This window comes from Pedobacter sp. CFBP9032 (genome assembly GCF_034045265.1).
Classification (GTDB): Bacteria; Bacteroidota; Bacteroidia; order Sphingobacteriales; family Sphingobacteriaceae; genus Pedobacter.
The window spans coordinates 850,933-867,991 of sequence record NZ_JAXCWE010000001.1 but is presented as its reverse complement, the minus strand read 5'-3'; the positions used below and the strand labels follow the sequence as shown (position 1 = coordinate 867,991).

The window sequence follows — 17,059 nt, the reverse complement described above, 5'->3', positions numbered from 1 at the left end:
TTAAATCAGATGATATGTTAGAATCACTTTTTGCCATATGCCTGCTAATTATTGTACTTTATTTTTTCAGCCCATTTGAGGTGAAACTCGATGAGGAAGAAGATTGGTAGCAAATTCTTTTTAAATCTAAACTGCTTTTCTGAAGCGGTATTAACTCCGTTCCTCCTAAATTTTATTTATGGATAAAAGAAACATTGATGTAGTCGTGATCTCCGACGTGCATTTAGGTACCTATGGTTGCCATGCCAAGGAGCTTTTAAAATATTTAAAAAGCATTAAGCCTAAAACATTAATTTTAAATGGTGATATCATAGACATTTGGCAGTTTAGCAAAAGCTATTGGCCTGAATCGCACATGAAGGTGATTCGTAAGCTGATGAAATTTGTTTCTGAAGGTGTGCAGGTTCATTATCTTACCGGAAACCATGATGAAATGCTTCGTAAGTTCGACGGCATGGAAATGGGTACATTTCATCTCCAGAATAAATTAATTATGGAGTTGGATGGCAAAAAGGCCTGGTTTTTTCACGGTGATATTTTCGATGTTACCATGCAGCATTCTAAATGGCTGGCAAAAATGGGTGCTGTGGGTTATGATATCCTTATTCTCATTAATAGCTTTGTTAATTGGATACTTACCGCATTCGGGCGGGAGAAAATGAGTTTTTCTAAAAAGATAAAAGCCCGCTTCAAAGATGCGGTGAAATTTATTAATAGTTTTGAACAGACCGCAGCAGAACTGGCAATCGAAAAAGGATATGAGTACGTGGTTTGTGGTCACATTCACCAGGCAGAGCAACGGGAGATTTCCATGGAAAATGGGAAAGTAACTTACCTGAACAGTGGCGATTGGGTTGAAAGTTTAACTGCATTAGAATATCAAAATCAAAACTGGACCGTCTTCAAATATGATCATAAAGACTTTATGAAGGATCAAACAGATGAAGGAATCCTCTCTGATGGTGAGGATTTGAAAAGTAAACTGGATATAAATATACTTTTACAGAGCATAAAATATGAAATTGCTCAATAATTTTGAGATATTCGGCACTAAATGAAGATACTTTACGCAATACAGGGAACTGGAAACGGGCACATCAGCAGGGCAAGGGAAATTATTCCCTTACTTCAAAAATATGGTGAACTGGATATTTTAGTAAGTGGCACTCAAGCGGATGTCAAACTTAGTCAGCCAGTAAAATATCAGCTGCATGGTTTCAGCTTTGTTTTTGGCAAAAAAGGCGGAGTAGACCATTTTAAAACCTGGTTGAGCATGAATCTTTTCCGGTTTAGGAAAGATATGAAGCAACTTCCATTAAAAGATTATAACCTGATTGTGAATGATTTTGAGCCAGTGAGTGCCTGGGCCTGCAAGCTTCAGGGCATAGAATGTATTTCATTGAGTCACCAGGCAGCATTTAAATCTAAAAAAGTTCCCCGGCCAAAAACTTTAGACTGGGGTAAACTGATTTTAAGCCGCTATGCGCCAACAAAGTACCACATTGGTTTTCATTTTGATCGTTACGATAGTTTTATCCATACACCCGTAATCAGATCCGAAATCAGGGCGATGAAGACTGAAAATTTGGGACATTATACAGTTTACTTACCGGCAGTAGATGACAAAAGATTAGTTAAACTTTTTACGCAGATTCCGGAGGTTAAATGGCAGGTATTCTCCAAACATATTACAGCGTCTTATCAGGAAGGAAATGTATCTGTTGAACCTGTAAATAACGAGCAATTTAATAAAAGTCTGGCTACCTGTGAAGGGTTATTTACTGGTGGCGGATTTGAGGGGCCATCTGAAGCACTTTATCTAAAGAAAAAGTTACTCGTAGCGCCCATGCGCTTTCAGTTCGAACAGCAGTGTAATGCCTATGCTTTAAAGCAGTTTGGTTTACCTGTTATCTGGGGAAGCACCAGCAACTGGCTGCCAATCATCAAGGATTGGGTAGCAAACCCTCAAAACCATGAATTTGATTTTCCAGACGAAACAGCAAAAATCATTGATGATATGGTGAAAAAGTATGCCAGATTATAATCCACGTTTTTAACCAATGGCTGGTGGCTCACCAGCCATTTCGCTTTTACACCAACTAATAACTCACCAATATACTATCGCTACTCTTAAATTATTTTCTTTACTTTGCCTGCTCTTTGAAAAGGCATGATTAATCAGTTTAGAAAGCTAAATCCTATTAACCTCATTTTATTGCTGGCTTACACATTTTTTATGCGTATTGCCATATTTTATGAGTTGCCGAGTCAGTTAAATTTCGATTTTCTAGAGCCCTTTGCTAGGTTGCTGATTAACGTGGATTTGGATGATGCACTTTCTCCAGCCACCAATATTTTTTTTGCAGGTGCAATCGTTTTTATTCAGGCATTAATCTTTAACCGCGTAATTAATAATCATAACCTACTGGCGAAGCCCAACTTTTTGCCCGGCTTAATGTATGTTACCGGAACCAGTTTGTTTATGCCATTCATGGTTTTAAACCCCGCACTAATTACCAATTTTCTACTTATTTGGATAATTGATAAATTTCTAAAACTAAATAAAAGTACCAATTCCATCACTACTGTTTTCGATATCGGGATGATTATTGGAGTGGGAACGCTTATTTACTTTCCATTTATGTCTATGTTATTGATGATCTTTCTGGCACTTTTGCTCTTCAGGTCGTTTAATTGGCGGGAGTGGATAGCGGGAATAGTGGGCTTTGTTACGATCTTCTTCTTTTTAGCTGTATTCTATTACTGGAATGACAATATCGTTTCCTTCTACCAGATCTGGCGACCACTGGGGAGTAAGTTTCCTTCCGTATTTAAAATAAATTACAATGATTATTTGGTTCTAATCCCAGTAACAGTAATTATTATACTGGCCTCATTGCAACTCCGTGAGAACTTTTTTAGAAGCTTTATCAGTACCCGGAAAGGATTTCAGCTATTATTTTTTATGTTTATCGTTGCAGGAGCTAGTTTTTATTTAAAACCAAACTTTCGTACCTGGCATTTTTTACTGTGTGTACCTCCTGGCGCAGTATTATTGGCTTATTATTTCAGTAACGCGAAAGTGCGGTGGTTCTATGAAACATTGTTTGTTTTATTTGTTCTTTCGGTACAATATTTTCTTTTTGTTTAACCTTTTTTAACAAAAAACTAGAGCAAAACTTGGCAAAGATTAATAGCTTTGTGGCATGAAGTTTCGTATTAAAGCTGTTTCAGGTTTTAATCTGTTGGATAAGGGCATGATTTTCTATGAAAAAATACTCGCATAATTAGCGTCTTAAATGCATAGATTAACTATTGATATTGGAAATTCATCAGCGAAAATTGCTGTTTTTGCTGATCGGGAAATGATTCACCATCTTCGCTTGCTGAAGATAGGTATTATTGATCTGGCACATTTGATCGATAAGTTTTCGCCAAAAAAATCGATTATCAGTAGTGTAAATCATGAAATTACACCATTAGTAGAATTTTTAAAAAAACGTACCGATTATACTCGATTTACAACTTTATTAACAAATGGTGTTCAAAATCGATACCAGACTCCAAATACATTAGGACTGGACAGATGGGCTGCAATTTTGGGAGCAAACGGTTTATTTAGTGGATCAGCTTGCCTGGTTGTAGACGCAGGAACTTGTATCACTTATGACTTGTTGACAAGCAAAAATGAGTATTTTGGGGGAAGTATCAGTCCGGGGATAAAAATGCGTTTTAAATCTATGCATGAATATACAGGAAGACTGCCCCTGGTTGATTGGGACACAAACGAAGAAATACCAGAAGGTTTTGATACGCTTTCGGCGATAAAGAATGGGGTATTGCGGGGGATAATCAATGAAATTGAAGGTTATATAGCCTTAAACAATATAAAAGAAAGTGCTTTAAAGGTGATTATAACGGGTGGCGATGCTAATTTTTTGTATAAGCAATTACAAAACAGCATCTTTGCCCCTCAAATTATAAAAGATCCATACTTAGTATTAAAAGGATTAAATGAAGCTATTGCAGATTAAAATGTACAAAAGAATAAATTATATTGCAGCCATAATCGTTCTCGTTTGTGGTTTAGGTGCTCAGGCACAGGTTACTACTTCATCACCATATTCAAGATTCGGCCTTGGAAATATAAAGGGTTCATTGCTTCCTCAGTTAAGGGCAATGGGTGGAATTTCTACCGCGGTGAATAAAGTAACCGGGTTCAATTACATTAATATGCAAAACCCTGCATCATATTCTGGTATCACTTTAACCACTATTGATATTGGGATGAGTGCCAGTTTAACCAGCTTATCGCGCAATAGTTTAAAAGAGTCTAGTTTTAACTCCACCTTTAGTCATTTGGCTTTTGCAATTCCGGTGAGTAGAAAATCGGCTATCAGTTTTGGTATTCTGCCCTATTCAGATTTGGGATATTCTTATAGAAACAGCGTTAAGATAGATACTTTGTCTGTTGATCAGCTTTACGAAGGTGAAGGCGGTTTATCAAAAGCATACTTCGGTTACGGTCATCGTTTTGGCGATCATTTAAGACTTGGAGGTAATGTGGAATATATTTTCGGAAATCTACAAACTTCAAGGGCAACCGAATACACTGCATTAGGTGCAATTAATGCAAAGCTTCAAAACAAAAATAGTGTAGGTGGCTTAAATTATTCATACGGAATCCAGTATGATTTTAATCTTGGCGCTAAAACACTTTTAACGCTGGGATACTCAGGAAGCTCTGCTGCTAAGATCAATTCAGAGCAAAGTGCTTTTGCAATGCAATACACCAGGGCTTTAGATGGAACAGAAAACCTTGCTATAGATACTTTAAATGTGATTAATTCAGGAAAGTCTGATTTGAAACTACCATTAACGCATAACTTCGGAATATCCATTCAACAAAATGATAAATGGTTAATTGGTGCAGATTTTAGAATGAGCAAATGGGCTGCAACAAGCATTAATAATGTAAATTCTGGCTTACAGGATAGTTGGGGCGCATCATTGGGTGGACAATGGACGCCAGATTATACCTCATATAACAGTTATATGAAGCGTATAGATTATCGTTTAGGAGTAAGTTATGATAAGACCTATATCAAAATAGGAAATCAGGATATTAAGCAAATGGGCGCGTCTTTAGGCTTTGGCTTCCCACTTCCTACAGCTAATGCTGGTTCGGCTTTCTATAAAATCAATTTTACTACCGAGTTTGGTCAGAGAGGTACATTAACCAATAATCTGGTTAAAGAACAATACATTAATTTCCACCTTGGCTTTACACTCAACGATACCTGGTTCCGTAAATATAGGGTAGATTAATGAAATTACAAACATTTTTGTATGGTTTGATACTTGGGTTACCTCTTTTTCTGGTAGCCTGTGGAGAAGACGACCTCAAGAATGCAAATGCAGTATCTTCGAAAAAGGTAACTTTTACCCGCGACCGTACCTTGGGCGTAGAAATTATTTATAGTGATTCGGCAAGGGTAAAGGCGAAAGGTAAAGCGCCGATTATGGATAAAGTTATTCCATCTAGCGGTACAGGGTACGAAGAAATGATTAAAGGAGTTAACATAGACTTCTTTAATCCCAATGGTACCATCAGTGGAAACCTGGTATGCGATTATGCCATTAGAAAAGAAGAGATTAAGCAAACGATATTCAGAAAGAATGTGGTGGTTAAAAATGATAAGGGCGATACCTTTTCTTCAGAAGAACTAATCTGGGATGAAGCCAAAAAGATCTTCTATTCTACCCAAAGGGTGTTTGTGAAAGGTGTGGATGGCAGCATAGGCGATGGAATTAACTTCAAGGCCCCTCAGGATTTCAGTACTTATGAAATGGAAACCGGAAGCGGCCAGGTAAATATGCAGGAAGGTATTGCGCCATAAAATGATAGAATTAGTGAATTTTAAATGAGATAATGGCCAAGTTTTGAGTGGGTGAGTTTTGAATGAAGAAATATGTTGGGTTTGAATTTTCCAGAACGCTTTATTCCACTTCCTTATATTCCCCGATTTTGTATTTCCCTTTCCCTATTTCTCCCTTCTCCAATCCCCTATTTTCCTTATTCTATTTGCTTAAAAATTAAACACTTGATAAATAAAATTTTGTGTTTTCTTTTTTAAGGCAAATTTGTATCTTGCGCCCTCTTAAAAAAAACTAAATAAATTTATAAAGTACAATATGGGATTAATGACATTTTTGCGTAACCGTGCAGGCTATATCCTGGTCTTCGCTATAGGTTTTGCAATTGTTGCATTTTTAGTAGGTGATGCAATTAACGTGGGTAAACCTTTCTGGTCAGCAAACCAAAAGGTAGTTGGTTCTGTAGACGGCAATGACATCAGTATTGATGATTTCCAGCCAAAAGTAGATCAAAGCTTAAATCAATTTAAACAACAATACGGAGGAAGCTTAAATCCACAGATGACTGCAATGGCAGTAGATCAAGCCTGGAATGCTGAACTTGGAAAAGTATTGTTAACAAAAGAATATGATCGTTTAGGACTTACTGTTTCTGAAGATGAGTTGTTAGATCTTTTGCAAGGTCAAAATCCAAGCCCATTAATTAAACAATATTTTGCGAATCCTCAAACTGGGCAATTAGACCGTGCAACATTGATGAACTTTTTAAAATCTAAAGAACCTCAGGCACTTCAACAGTCTACTATGTTGCAACAGGAAATTACTAACCAGGCATTGCAGACTAAATATTCTAATTTAATTCGCAATTCTGTTTACGTAACGTCACTTGAGGCTACAGATGAATATACTAACCGCAATAAACTGGCGAACTTTAAATATGTAAGTTTAGATTATACCAGTGTTCCGGATGCATCTGTGAAATTAACTGATGGCGACTATTCTGACTATTATGATCAGAACAAAGCACGCTTCAACAATCCTCAGGAAAACCGTTCTTTTGATTATGTAACCTTTAGCATTAGTCCAACTACGGCAGATTCTGCTGCAGTAAAAGCGCAGGTTGAGAAAATTGCAGCTGACTTCAAAGTAGCTAAAAATGACTCTTTATTTGCCGCTATTAATTCGGAAGTTAAAGTTCCTTTTACTTACTTAACCAAAGGTAAATTAGACCCGGCAGTAGATTCAGCAGTTTTTGCATTACCTGCCGGAAGTTATTATGGTCCGGTTTTATCTAATAACTCTTATAAATTAGTAAAAGTAGTAGATACCCGTTTCTCTCCAGATTCAGTTAAAGCCAGCCATATTTTAATTGATCCGGCTAAAATTGGCGGTGAAGATAAAGCAGTAAAATTAGCAGATTCATTAAAAACGCTAATCGCTAATGGTGGTAATTTTGCGCAGTTGGCTCAAACCTACAGCGTAGATGGATCTAAAGACAAAGGTGGAGAATTGGGTACTTTCGCTCGTGGAGCAATGGTTCCTGAATTCGAAAACGCAGTGTTTGAAGGTAAAGCTGGTGATATTAAAGTTGTAAAATCTCAGTTCGGTGTACACGTAATTAAAATTGAAAAGCAAATTGGTTCTTCTAAAGTTGCTAAGTTGGCATACATTGAGAAAGCTTTAGCTGCAAGTAGTAAAACACAAGCTACGGCCTATAAAGCGGCAAGCAGTTTCTTAAACGATGTTAAAGGAAAAGACTTCGCAGCTTATGCAAAAGAAAAAGGACTTAAAGTTGCGGTAGCTGATAAGATTACGCCAACTCAAGGTTTTGCTCCAGGTTTAGATAACCCACGTAAGTTAATTCAGGATGCTTATTCGGCAGATCAAGGTGATGTTTTACCGGAAATCTATACCATGACGAATGCTTATGTTGTTGCGCACTTAACTGATATTAAGCCAAAAGGTACTTTAACCTTAGCGCAGGTTAAAAAAGAAATCGAACCAATGGTTCGTAATGCTGTGAAAGCTAAAATGTTGAAAGAAAAGTTCAACAGTGCAGGCAAAACAGGTTTAGCACAGATAGCTTCCAAACTTGGTCGCACTGTAAACCCAGTTCAAAATATAGTTTTTGCAAATCCGATTATTCCGGGTATTGCACAGGAAAATAAATTAGTGGGTAGTGTATTTGGTTCTCAGCCAGGTAAAGTTTCTGCTCCGATTGATGGCGATCGTGGTGTTTATGTATTCACGGTTGATGGATTTACGAATCCTGCACCAATTGCGAACATGTTCAAACAAAAAGAAGGAATGCTATTAAGCTTAGGCCAGCGTTCTTTACAATCTGCTTTCCAGGCATTACAAGATAATGCAAAGATAAAAGACAATCGTGTGAAATTCTATTAATTAGAAATTGCGTAATTTTGCAACCGTTCTGATGTTTAATCAGAACGGTTTTTTTATTTCAATGCCATGGAGATTCAGGAAAATATTATTAATAAAGTTGCCAGTAGCGGATTAATTACTTTAAATCTGGAAGACTTTTATCACAAAGGTGAAAGAGTTCTTTATGATATTAAGGACAATCTTTTCCATGGCCTCATGTTAAGGGAAAAAGATTTCAGGGCCTTTATCAAAGACCATGATTGGGCGCAATACCAAGATCAGAATGTAGGTATTATATGTTCTGCAGATGCGATTGTACCTACATGGGCTTATATGCTCCTGGCCAATAGAATTAAACCATATGCTAATGAAGTGGTTTTTGGTGGCTTAGATACGCTCGAAGCGGTAATGTTTACAAAAGCTTTATCAAAAATAAATCCTGCTGATTATGCCAATGAGCGTGTAGTGGTAAAAGGCTGTGGTGATATTGATATCCCAGTATCTGCCTACGTGGAAATTACCAATTTACTTACGCCTGTAGTAAAGAGCATTATGTTCGGTGAGCCATGCTCAACAGTTCCTGTATTCAAAAGAAAAGATTAAATTGGTTTGCTTTTTGTATATCTTTCCTAAAGATTCTGTAATTGAGGGTTATGATTTCGAATCTCCACCATTGACACAAATAAGCAAATGAAACAATTATTAATCACCATCTCGGCAGTTTTTCTAACATTGGCGGGTTTTTCACAGCAGTTACCATTAAAAAAAGAGCCTGTTTTTCAGGAAGGTGAGGTATTGCAATACCGACTTAGATATGGCTTTATTACGGCAGCAGAAGCTACGATAAAAGTAACCAATTCTGATCTTAGGTTTGATAATAAGCCTACTTACCGGATTTCAGTTGATGCACAAACTTCTGGTACTTTTGATGTTTTTTACAAGATCAGAGATCGTTATGATTCTTATATTGATAAAACGGACTTGTTACCTTATTTCTATCAGGAAAACATCAGGGAATCCAGCTATAAAAGACAAGATAAGGCGAGGTTTAATCAGGATGGTAAAAAGGTAGTTTCTAACAGAGGTACCTTTAACACACCTACTACACAGACTTTCGATTTGGTTTCTGCCTATTATTTCGCCAGGAGTTTGGATGTGAGTAAAATGAAGGTAGGAGATACTTTTAAACTTAACTATTTTTTGCAGGATGAAATTTCTGCTTTAGAAATAGAATATGTGGGAAAAGAGACCATCAAAAGTAAACTGGGCAATATCCGGTGCCTTAAATTTAGTCCCTCTATTAAGCCCGGGAGAATTTTTAAGAAAGACAGTCGCCTGTATCTTTGGGTAACGGATGATGGGAACCGCGTACCTGTAAAGGCACAGGTAGAGATATTGGTAGGGGCGGTAACTATGGAATTAAAATCAGCCGCAGGCTTAAAATACGCGTTGGCAAAAGAATAATGATGATAGAAGTTGAACAGGTGCTTGTGCACGAAGATGTTTTAAAGGAGAATTTCGTTTGTAATCTAAGCAAATGTAAAGGGATTTGTTGCGTAGAGGGCGATTCTGGTGCGCCGCTAGACCATGACGAGACGGCTATTCTCGAAGAGATTTATCCGAAAATCAAACATCTTTTGAATGAAAAAGGAATTAAAGCCATAGAAGAACAAGGTGCTTATGTGATTGATGAAGATGGCGATTTAACCACTCCTTGTGTGGATAAAAATAAAGAATGTGCGTATGTGCTTTTTGAGAATGGCATTACTAAATGTGCCATAGAAAAAGCCTATGAACAAGGTATTGTGGAATGGCAGAAACCCATCTCCTGTCACTTATATCCCATTCGTATTACCAAATACCCGGAGTTTGATGTCTTAAATTACGACCGCTGGCATATTTGCCATGACGCCTGTACCTTTGGAAGAGAGCTGAAAGTTCCTGTTTATAGTTTTTTGAAGGGACCACTAATTCGTAAGTACGGAGAAGAATGGTACAAAGAATTAGAAAGTTCTGTTGCAGCAATGTAAAACCAGCATTAATTAGAAACTGTTTAAATTTCAGGGGATGAAGAAGCGAACAGGTTTGTTATGCATGCATAAGATATGCGCTTATATGCAACTATCATGGGATAGGACTGCAATGGAACATGGCTAGGCAGTGAGTATCATCCGCTCGGAATGGTACTTCAAATTTTTGGTAGTTTTCTCCATATTACCTAAAGGACTGAGTTTTAGCGGGGCGAACTTTTAAAAATTTTTTAACCCCTGAATTCTATAGATTATCTACTTAAGTTGTTTATATGTAATAACTATGTTATTTTAGCCGATTGTAAACATTTAATAACTGTGAAAAAAATTCTAATCACCGGTGGGGCAGGCTTTATAGGCTCTCATGTAGTACGTCGATTTGTTAAAAACTATCCAAGTTACGAAATCGTAAATCTAGATAAGCTTACCTATGCAGGTAACCTGGCTAATTTAACCGACATTGAAAACGAAGCTAATTATCGTTTTGTAAAGGAGGATATCACTGATGCTGTTGCCATGAGTGAATTGTTCCAAAAAGAAAACTTTGATGCCGTGATTCACCTGGCAGCAGAAAGTCACGTAGATCGTTCCATTACTGATCCTACTGCTTTTGTGATGACGAATGTTATCGGAACCGTTAACCTGTTAAATGCAGCGCGTGAAAGCTGGAAAGGCGCATATGATCAAAAACGTTTTTATCATGTAAGTACTGATGAAGTATATGGTGCATTAGGTGAAGAAGGTATGTTTACGGAAACTACTGCTTATGATCCGCATAGTCCATATTCTGCCTCAAAAGCAAGCTCAGATCATTTTGTTCGTGCTTATCATGATACTTATGGAATGGATTGTGTAATTTCTAATTGTTCCAATAACTATGGTTCACATCATTTTCCGGAAAAATTAATTCCTTTAGCGATTAATAATATTAAAAATAATAAACCTGTTCCGGTTTACGGTAAGGGCGAAAATGTACGTGACTGGTTATGGGTGGAAGACCACGCAAGAGCTATCGACGTTATTTTCCACCATTCTAAAACGGGTGATACTTATAATATTGGTGGCCATAACGAATGGAAAAATATTGACCTGATCAATCTGCTTTGCGAAATTATGGACGAGAAGTTAGGTCGTGAAAAAGGGGAATCAGCCAAACTGATTACCTATGTTACCGATCGTGCCGGACATGATTTACGTTATGCTATTGATTCTTCAAAGCTGCAAAATCAGTTGGATTGGGTGCCAAGTCTACAATTTGAAGAAGGCTTAGCCAAAACCGTTGACTGGTATCTTCAAAATGAAGAATGGTTAAACAATGTTACTTCCGGGAACTATCAGTCTTATTACGACAAACAGTATAGCGAAAAATAAATGGAAATTGAACAAACGGGTTTAGCAGACTGTATTATTATTAAGCCAAGGGTATTTGATGATCCAAGGGGATACTTCTTTGAAAGCTTCAATAAACAAACCTTTGAAGAGAAAACAGGATTATCGGGCGAGTTCGTTCAGGATAACCAGTCTTATTCTTCCTATGGCGTTATTCGTGGTTTACATGCCCAAACTGGTGCATTTGCACAAGCAAAGCTGGTGCGTGTAACTAAAGGAGAAGTGTTGGATGTAGCTGTAGATGCCCGTCCGGGTTCTCCTACTTATGGCCAGCATGTTGCTGTGCGTTTGAGTGCTGAGAACAAATTGCAATTGTATATTCCAAGGGGTTTTGTGCATGGCTTCTCTGTATTGAGTGAGACTGCTGAATTTCTTTATAAATGTGATAATTTCTTTAATAAGGCCTCTGAAACCGGTGTAATATTTAACGATACGGATTTAAATATCGACTGGATGATTCCGGAAGATCAGCAGTCTGTATCAGATAAAGATCTTTTATTAAAAACTTTTGCAGAATTACATCATGGGTAAAATACTCGTAATTGGTGCTGGCGGACAGCTGGGACAGTGTTTAAAAACAGTAGCTGCCAGACGGGATATCACTGATATCGTATTTCCATCAGAAACTGATGCTAACATTTTAAATCAGGAAGGCCTTCAGTCGCTTTTAGCTAAAGAACAGCCTGCTTTTGTGATTAACTGTGCAGCCTATACCGCTGTTGATAAAGCAGAAGACGAAGTAGAATTGGCCAAAGCTGTTAATGAAACCGGTGCAGCAAATCTGGCAATCGCCTGTGATGCAAATGGCGCTACATTAATACACGTTTCTACTGATTTCGTATTTGAAGGGAATGAGGTGAAACTTCTTGTTGAAGATGATATAGCGAATCCGATTAATGTTTATGGTCAAACTAAACTTGATGGAGAGAAAGCTGTTATTGCATTATTAAAGGAACATTTTATTCTTCGTACGAGCTGGTTATATTCAGAATATGCCAATAATTTTGTGAAAACGATGTTAAAGTTAGGTGCCGATCGAGATGAATTAAACATCATTGCCGATCAGGTAGGTACCCCTACTTACGCTATTGATTTGGCGAATACCATTTTTGACATCATTGATTCTGATTCTGTTGCTTATGGCGTTTACCATTACAGCAATGAAGGTGTCACCTCCTGGTTTGATTTTGCCAAAGGTATTTTTGAGATTAGTGAAACCCAAGTAAAGGTTAACCCTATCCCTGGTTCTGCTTATCCTACTAAAGCTACCCGACCGGCGTTTTCTGTAATGGACAAAAGCAAAATTAAAGAGACCTTTAAACTTACCATCCCCTACTGGAGGGACAGTTTAGTGGCCTGTATTGATAAATTAAAAGAAAACAATCATTAGACATTTCGCTCATAGCAAATCTTAATATTAATATGAAAGGTATAATTCTTGCCGGAGGAAGCGGTACACGCTTGCACCCCTTAACGCTTGCCTGTAGCAAACAAATGATGCCGGTTTATGATAAGCCGATGATTTACTATCCGCTTTCTACTTTAATGTTAGCCGGAATCAAAGAAATTCTTATTATTTCTACCCCACATGACCTGCCTAATTTTGAAAAATTATTGGGTGACGGATCTGCCATTGGCTGTAAACTCAGTTATGCTGTACAGGCAGAGCCAAATGGATTGGCACAAGCCTTTGTGATTGGTGAAGAATTTATCGGTAAAGATAAAGTAGCATTGGTTCTTGGTGATAACATTTTTCATGGCGATGGCATGGCGAAATTACTTCAAGCCAGTTCTGATCCTGATGGTGGTGTGGTATTTGCTTACCAGGTTTCTGATCCGGAACGTTATGGCGTAGTGGAATTTGATGCCAACAAGAAAGCCATCTCTATTGAAGAGAAACCTGTTTCCCCAAAATCTGATTATGCGGTTCCGGGCTTGTATTTCTACGATAATGAAGTGGTAGAGATTGCTAAAAATATTAAACCCTCTCCACGTGGCGAATATGAAATTACCGACATTAACCGGGTATACCTGGAACGTGGTAAATTGAAAGTAGGTGTTTTGAGTCGTGGTACAGCCTGGCTGGATACCGGAACCTTTACTTCACTGATGCAGGCTGGCCAATTTGTACAGATTATTGAGGAGCGTCAGGGTTTAAAGATTGGATGTATTGAAGAAATTGCCTATCGCATGGGATTCATTGATGCTGAGCAGCTTAAAGCTATTGCTACACCATTGGTGAAAAGTGGATATGGTTCTTACCTGTTGAAACAGATTAAGTAGGTGATTGGTATTTTACCAATTATTTAAGATAAAATTTGTCATGTTGAGCTTGTTGAAACACCTATAAGCACAATTTATAAGTCTTTCGACAGGCTCAGGATGATAGCAAGCGTAAAAGAGTTAGCAAGATAGTTATTGCAAAGATCCTCAATCGAGTTCAGGAGGATGATGGCTTTTATCGGTCGCGTGCCTCACCGATCAAACTGATTATTTTATTGATGTCTTTTTTTCTCAAAATGAGGCGTTTCGGATGGTGAAGAACTAACCGATAGTGGTCGTGTTGAACTTATATTAAGCCGCCGCGTGGGGCAAATCTGTATTGCCGCTTAAATTCCGAAATCAGAATTTAAGCCCTATCTTTGGCCTGATCAGAAGATTAATGGATACGAAAAAAATCATTGCAATTATTGGCCTTGGCTACGTTGGCCTGCCACTGGCTATAGAATTTGCTAAACACTTCAGGGTGATTGGCTTCGATATTAACGGTAGCAGGGTTAAAAGTTTAAATGAACTGGTTGACCTTACCCATGAGGCCAATCTTGATGACCTTGCCCAGGTACTTCATCCCATTGGGATAGGAAAAGGCCTTACGCTCACTTCCAATCTGGCCGATCTTTCTACCTGCAACATCTATATTGTTACCGTTCCTACGCCTATTGATCATTTAAAAAGGCCTGATCTTCAACCCTTATTAAAGGCCAGTCAGATGATCGGTTCTCTCTTAAAAAAAGATGACCTGGTGATTTATGAATCAACCGTTTATCCTGGTTGTACAGAAGAAGATTGTGTACCCGAACTCGAACGGGTTTCTGGCTTAAAATACAATCGGGATTTCTTTTGCGGGTATTCTCCTGAGCGAATTAATCCGGGAGACAAGGTTAATACACTAACGAAGATCAAAAAAGTTACTTCTGGTTCTACGCCAGGAATCGCAGTAGTAGTTAATGAGCTTTATTCCTCAATTATCACGGCTGGTACCCACTTGGCACCCAGTATAAAAGTTGCAGAAGCTTCTAAGGCCATAGAAAATGCACAACGGGATGTTAATATTTCTTTTGTAAACGAACTGGCGCTCATTTTCGACAGGATGGAAATTGATACTTCGGATGTGTTGGCAGCAGCAGCTACAAAATGGAATTTTCTAAACTATAAACCGGGTCTGGTTGGCGGCCACTGTATAGGTGTTGATCCTTATTACTTGGCTCATAAATCTGAAGCTTTGGGATATAAACCTGAAGTAATTCTTTCCGGCAGGCGGGTAAATGATAATATGGGCATGTTTGTGGCGAATAAAGTAATCAAAATGCTTGTTGCAAGGAATAAGCAGATTCAACATGCTAAAGTGCTAATCCTCGGTTTCACCTTTAAAGAAAATTGTCCGGATACCAGAAATACGAAAGTTATCGATATTTATAAAGAGCTGCAGTCATTCAGCATTCAAGCTGATATTCATGATCCCTGGGCCAATGGGGAAAATGTTCATCATGAATACGGTGTTAAATTGATTCCGGAAGGTGATTTTACATTGTATGATGCCATCATACTTGCCGTGGCTCATCAAGAATTTCAAAATATAAATTTCAGCTTATTAAAGCAGCAGGGCGTGATTATTTTTGATACCAAGTCTTTTATTAACCGGGATGACGTTGATGCGAGGCTTTGAGGAGGAGGAATAAGGAGCAAAGAGCAAGGAACAAAGACCAAGGAGCGAAAGCAGAGAGTTTATTGTAAAAGACTAGGAAATTGAAAAAACAAAAAGCTCCTTATTACGTCTTTTCTTAATTCTCTTTTTCATTTCTTCATTGCCTATTTCCTTATCTCATCAAAATCGATACATTTACATTAACTTAATATGAATAATGAGCACAGGATTAAACAGGCCCATACGTGTCTTAGTCGCTAAAGTTGGCTTGGATGGTCATGATAGAGGAGCTAAAGTGATCGCCACTTCACTACGTGATGCTGGTATGGAAGTGATTTATACTGGCTTACGCCAAACTCCGGAAATGGTAGTTAATACGGCTTTACAGGAAGATGTAGATGCTATTGGCATATCAATTCTTTCTGGTGCACATATGACGGTTTTTCCAAAAATTATCCATTTTATGAAAGAAAAGCAATTGGATGATGTATTGTTAACAGGAGGAGGGATTATCCCCGAAAGTGACCGTCAGAAACTGGCAGAAATGGGTGTAGGAGCGTTATTCCCACCAGGAACCACCATGGCTAGCATAGTAGAATATATTCAAAATTGGGTTACAACGAATAGAAATTTTTAAACTATGGCATATCAGAATTTAATTTCAGAAATTAGAGAAAACATACTTTACGTTACCATAAATCGTGAAAAGGCATTAAATGCTTTAAATAAGGCAACACTTGCCGAACTTGCCGATGTAGTTGTTTTTGCGAATAAAACGGCAGAGGTAAGAGGGGTAATTCTCACCGGGGCAGGAGAAAAAGCTTTTGTAGCCGGAGCAGACATTAAAGAATTTTCTGATTATACGGGAGAACAGGGCGAAGAGTTAGCCAGAACAGGACAAATTAATGTTTTTGATGCGATTGAAAAATCAACCAAGCCGTTCGTTGCTGCTATTAATGGTTTTGCATTAGGCGGAGGTTTAGAATTGGCAATGGCCTGCCACATGCGGGTTGCAGCAGACACCGCTAAATTAGGATTACCAGAAGTAACGCTGGGCCTAATTCCAGGTTATGGCGGAACGCAAAGATTAACACAACTGGTGGGAAAAGGAAAAGCAATTGAGTTAATTACAACAGCAGGGATGATCACAGCCAGTGAAGCTCTAAAATTTGGCCTCCTGAACCATACTGTAGCACAGGCAGATTTAATTGCAAAAGCAGAAGAGATATTAAACCTAATTAAACAACGCGCACCCCTAGCTGTTGCAGCTGCAATAAAATCCGTTAACGCATCTATTAATGAAGATAATGGATTCCAGGTTGAGATAGCCGAATTTGGAAAGTGTTTCGAAACAAATGATTTTAAAGAGGGGGTATCTGCTTTTGTTGATAAACGCAAAGCCTCTTTTAAAGGAAATTAAAAAAAGCAGCCGATTAGTTACGTTTTTATATTAATT

The 17,059-nt window shown here is 38.0% G+C and carries 17 protein-coding genes; all 17 read left to right on the top strand.

Translation table 11 applies throughout. The features are described 5' to 3' along the window. Positions 1–178 precede the first annotated feature (178 nt). The 17 genes from SOM16_RS03700 to SOM16_RS03620 all read left to right on the top strand — a co-directional run bounded on the left by SOM16_RS03700 (position 179) and on the right by SOM16_RS03620 (position 17,023). Positions 179–1,033: a UDP-2,3-diacylglucosamine diphosphatase gene (locus tag SOM16_RS03700; protein ID WP_320462641.1), complete on the top strand. Its 855-nt coding sequence runs from the start codon at positions 179–181 to the stop codon at positions 1,031–1,033. A 21-nt stretch (positions 1,034–1,054) separates the two neighbouring features. Beyond that, the gene (locus SOM16_RS03695; RefSeq protein WP_320462640.1) at positions 1,055–2,044 is read left to right on the top strand and encodes a glycosyltransferase family protein; all 990 of its coding nucleotides are present in this window, start codon (positions 1,055–1,057) and stop codon (positions 2,042–2,044) included. A 126-nt stretch (positions 2,045–2,170) separates the two neighbouring features. Continuing rightward, positions 2,171–3,151, top strand: coding sequence for a DUF6427 family protein (locus tag SOM16_RS03690; protein WP_320462639.1), 981 nt, complete (start codon positions 2,171–2,173; stop codon positions 3,149–3,151). A gap of 148 nt (positions 3,152–3,299) precedes the next feature. Further along, complete coding sequence (locus tag SOM16_RS03685) at positions 3,300–4,034, top strand: type III pantothenate kinase (protein WP_320462638.1); 735 nt, start codon at positions 3,300–3,302, stop codon at positions 4,032–4,034. Between the two features lies 1 nt (position 4,035). Next, positions 4,036–5,328 (top strand): hypothetical protein, encoded by a 1,293-nt coding sequence (locus tag SOM16_RS03680; protein ID WP_320462637.1) that lies wholly within the window; start codon positions 4,036–4,038, stop codon positions 5,326–5,328. Then, on the top strand, positions 5,328–5,900 hold the full coding sequence (locus SOM16_RS03675) for a hypothetical protein (RefSeq protein WP_320462636.1): 573 nt from the start codon (positions 5,328–5,330) through the stop codon (positions 5,898–5,900). Before SOM16_RS03680 ends, SOM16_RS03675 begins: the two co-directional genes overlap by 1 nt. A 295-nt stretch (positions 5,901–6,195) precedes the next feature. After that, positions 6,196–8,280 carry a peptidylprolyl isomerase gene (locus SOM16_RS03670; protein WP_320462635.1) on the top strand — a complete coding sequence of 695 codons (2,085 nt, stop codon included), beginning with the start codon at positions 6,196–6,198 and terminating at the stop codon, positions 8,278–8,280. Positions 8,281–8,346: 66 nt separating this feature from the next. Further along, positions 8,347–8,862: a DUF2480 family protein gene (locus tag SOM16_RS03665; protein ID WP_320462634.1), complete on the top strand. Its 516-nt coding sequence runs from the start codon at positions 8,347–8,349 to the stop codon at positions 8,860–8,862. Between the two features lie 87 nt (positions 8,863–8,949). Next, positions 8,950–9,723, top strand: a complete 774-nt coding sequence (locus SOM16_RS03660) for a DUF3108 domain-containing protein (protein ID WP_320462633.1) — start codon at positions 8,950–8,952, stop codon at positions 9,721–9,723. A gap of 2 nt (positions 9,724–9,725) precedes the next feature. Then, on the top strand, positions 9,726–10,289 hold the full coding sequence (locus SOM16_RS03655) for a DUF3109 family protein (protein ID WP_320462672.1): 564 nt from the start codon (positions 9,726–9,728) through the stop codon (positions 10,287–10,289). A gap of 318 nt (positions 10,290–10,607) precedes the next feature. Further along, complete coding sequence (gene rfbB, locus SOM16_RS03650) at positions 10,608–11,660, top strand: dTDP-glucose 4,6-dehydratase (RefSeq protein WP_320462632.1); 1,053 nt, start codon at positions 10,608–10,610, stop codon at positions 11,658–11,660. Beyond that, positions 11,661–12,209, top strand: coding sequence for a dTDP-4-dehydrorhamnose 3,5-epimerase (gene rfbC / locus SOM16_RS03645; protein ID WP_320462631.1), 549 nt, complete (start codon positions 11,661–11,663; stop codon positions 12,207–12,209). Continuing rightward, positions 12,202–13,068, top strand: coding sequence for a dTDP-4-dehydrorhamnose reductase (rfbD, locus tag SOM16_RS03640; RefSeq protein ID WP_320462630.1), 867 nt, complete (start codon positions 12,202–12,204; stop codon positions 13,066–13,068). The genes rfbC and rfbD overlap by 8 nt, the downstream gene beginning before the upstream one ends. A 32-nt stretch (positions 13,069–13,100) precedes the next feature. Then, positions 13,101–13,961, top strand: a complete 861-nt coding sequence (gene rfbA, locus SOM16_RS03635; protein ID WP_320462629.1) for a glucose-1-phosphate thymidylyltransferase RfbA — start codon at positions 13,101–13,103, stop codon at positions 13,959–13,961. A 379-nt stretch (positions 13,962–14,340) separates the two neighbouring features. Next, on the top strand, positions 14,341–15,624 hold the full coding sequence (locus tag SOM16_RS03630) for a nucleotide sugar dehydrogenase (protein WP_320462628.1): 1,284 nt from the start codon (positions 14,341–14,343) through the stop codon (positions 15,622–15,624). A gap of 196 nt (positions 15,625–15,820) precedes the next feature. Beyond that, positions 15,821–16,240, top strand: a complete 420-nt coding sequence (locus tag SOM16_RS03625) for a cobalamin B12-binding domain-containing protein (RefSeq protein WP_320462627.1) — start codon at positions 15,821–15,823, stop codon at positions 16,238–16,240. A gap of 3 nt (positions 16,241–16,243) precedes the next feature. Beyond that, positions 16,244–17,023 carry an enoyl-CoA hydratase/isomerase family protein gene (locus SOM16_RS03620; protein ID WP_320462626.1) on the top strand — a complete coding sequence of 260 codons (780 nt, stop codon included), beginning with the start codon at positions 16,244–16,246 and terminating at the stop codon, positions 17,021–17,023. Positions 17,024–17,059 lie beyond the last annotated feature (36 nt).

What these genes read in the sequence shown, in the direction of transcription:
- SOM16_RS03700 (WP_320462641.1), top strand. Translation starts at nt 179, where the DNA reads ATGGATAAAAGAAACATTGATGTAGTCGTGATCTCCGACGTGCATTTA.
- SOM16_RS03695 (WP_320462640.1), top strand. Translation starts at nt 1,055, where the DNA reads ATGAAGATACTTTACGCAATACAGGGAACTGGAAACGGGCACATCAGC.
- SOM16_RS03690 (WP_320462639.1), top strand. Translation starts at nt 2,171, where the DNA reads ATGATTAATCAGTTTAGAAAGCTAAATCCTATTAACCTCATTTTATTG.
- SOM16_RS03685 (WP_320462638.1), top strand. Translation starts at nt 3,300, where the DNA reads ATGCATAGATTAACTATTGATATTGGAAATTCATCAGCGAAAATTGCT.
- SOM16_RS03680 (WP_320462637.1), top strand. Translation starts at nt 4,036, where the DNA reads ATGTACAAAAGAATAAATTATATTGCAGCCATAATCGTTCTCGTTTGT.
- SOM16_RS03675 (WP_320462636.1), top strand. Translation starts at nt 5,328, where the DNA reads ATGAAATTACAAACATTTTTGTATGGTTTGATACTTGGGTTACCTCTT.
- SOM16_RS03670 (WP_320462635.1), top strand. Translation starts at nt 6,196, where the DNA reads ATGGGATTAATGACATTTTTGCGTAACCGTGCAGGCTATATCCTGGTC.
- SOM16_RS03665 (WP_320462634.1), top strand. Translation starts at nt 8,347, where the DNA reads ATGGAGATTCAGGAAAATATTATTAATAAAGTTGCCAGTAGCGGATTA.
- SOM16_RS03660 (WP_320462633.1), top strand. Translation starts at nt 8,950, where the DNA reads ATGAAACAATTATTAATCACCATCTCGGCAGTTTTTCTAACATTGGCG.
- SOM16_RS03655 (WP_320462672.1), top strand. Translation starts at nt 9,726, where the DNA reads ATGATAGAAGTTGAACAGGTGCTTGTGCACGAAGATGTTTTAAAGGAG.
- rfbC (WP_320462631.1), top strand. Translation starts at nt 11,661, where the DNA reads ATGGAAATTGAACAAACGGGTTTAGCAGACTGTATTATTATTAAGCCA.
- rfbD (WP_320462630.1), top strand. Translation starts at nt 12,202, where the DNA reads ATGGGTAAAATACTCGTAATTGGTGCTGGCGGACAGCTGGGACAGTGT.
- rfbA (WP_320462629.1), top strand. Translation starts at nt 13,101, where the DNA reads ATGAAAGGTATAATTCTTGCCGGAGGAAGCGGTACACGCTTGCACCCC.
- SOM16_RS03630 (WP_320462628.1), top strand. Translation starts at nt 14,341, where the DNA reads ATGGATACGAAAAAAATCATTGCAATTATTGGCCTTGGCTACGTTGGC.
- SOM16_RS03625 (WP_320462627.1), top strand. Translation starts at nt 15,821, where the DNA reads ATGAGCACAGGATTAAACAGGCCCATACGTGTCTTAGTCGCTAAAGTT.
- SOM16_RS03620 (WP_320462626.1), top strand. Translation starts at nt 16,244, where the DNA reads ATGGCATATCAGAATTTAATTTCAGAAATTAGAGAAAACATACTTTAC.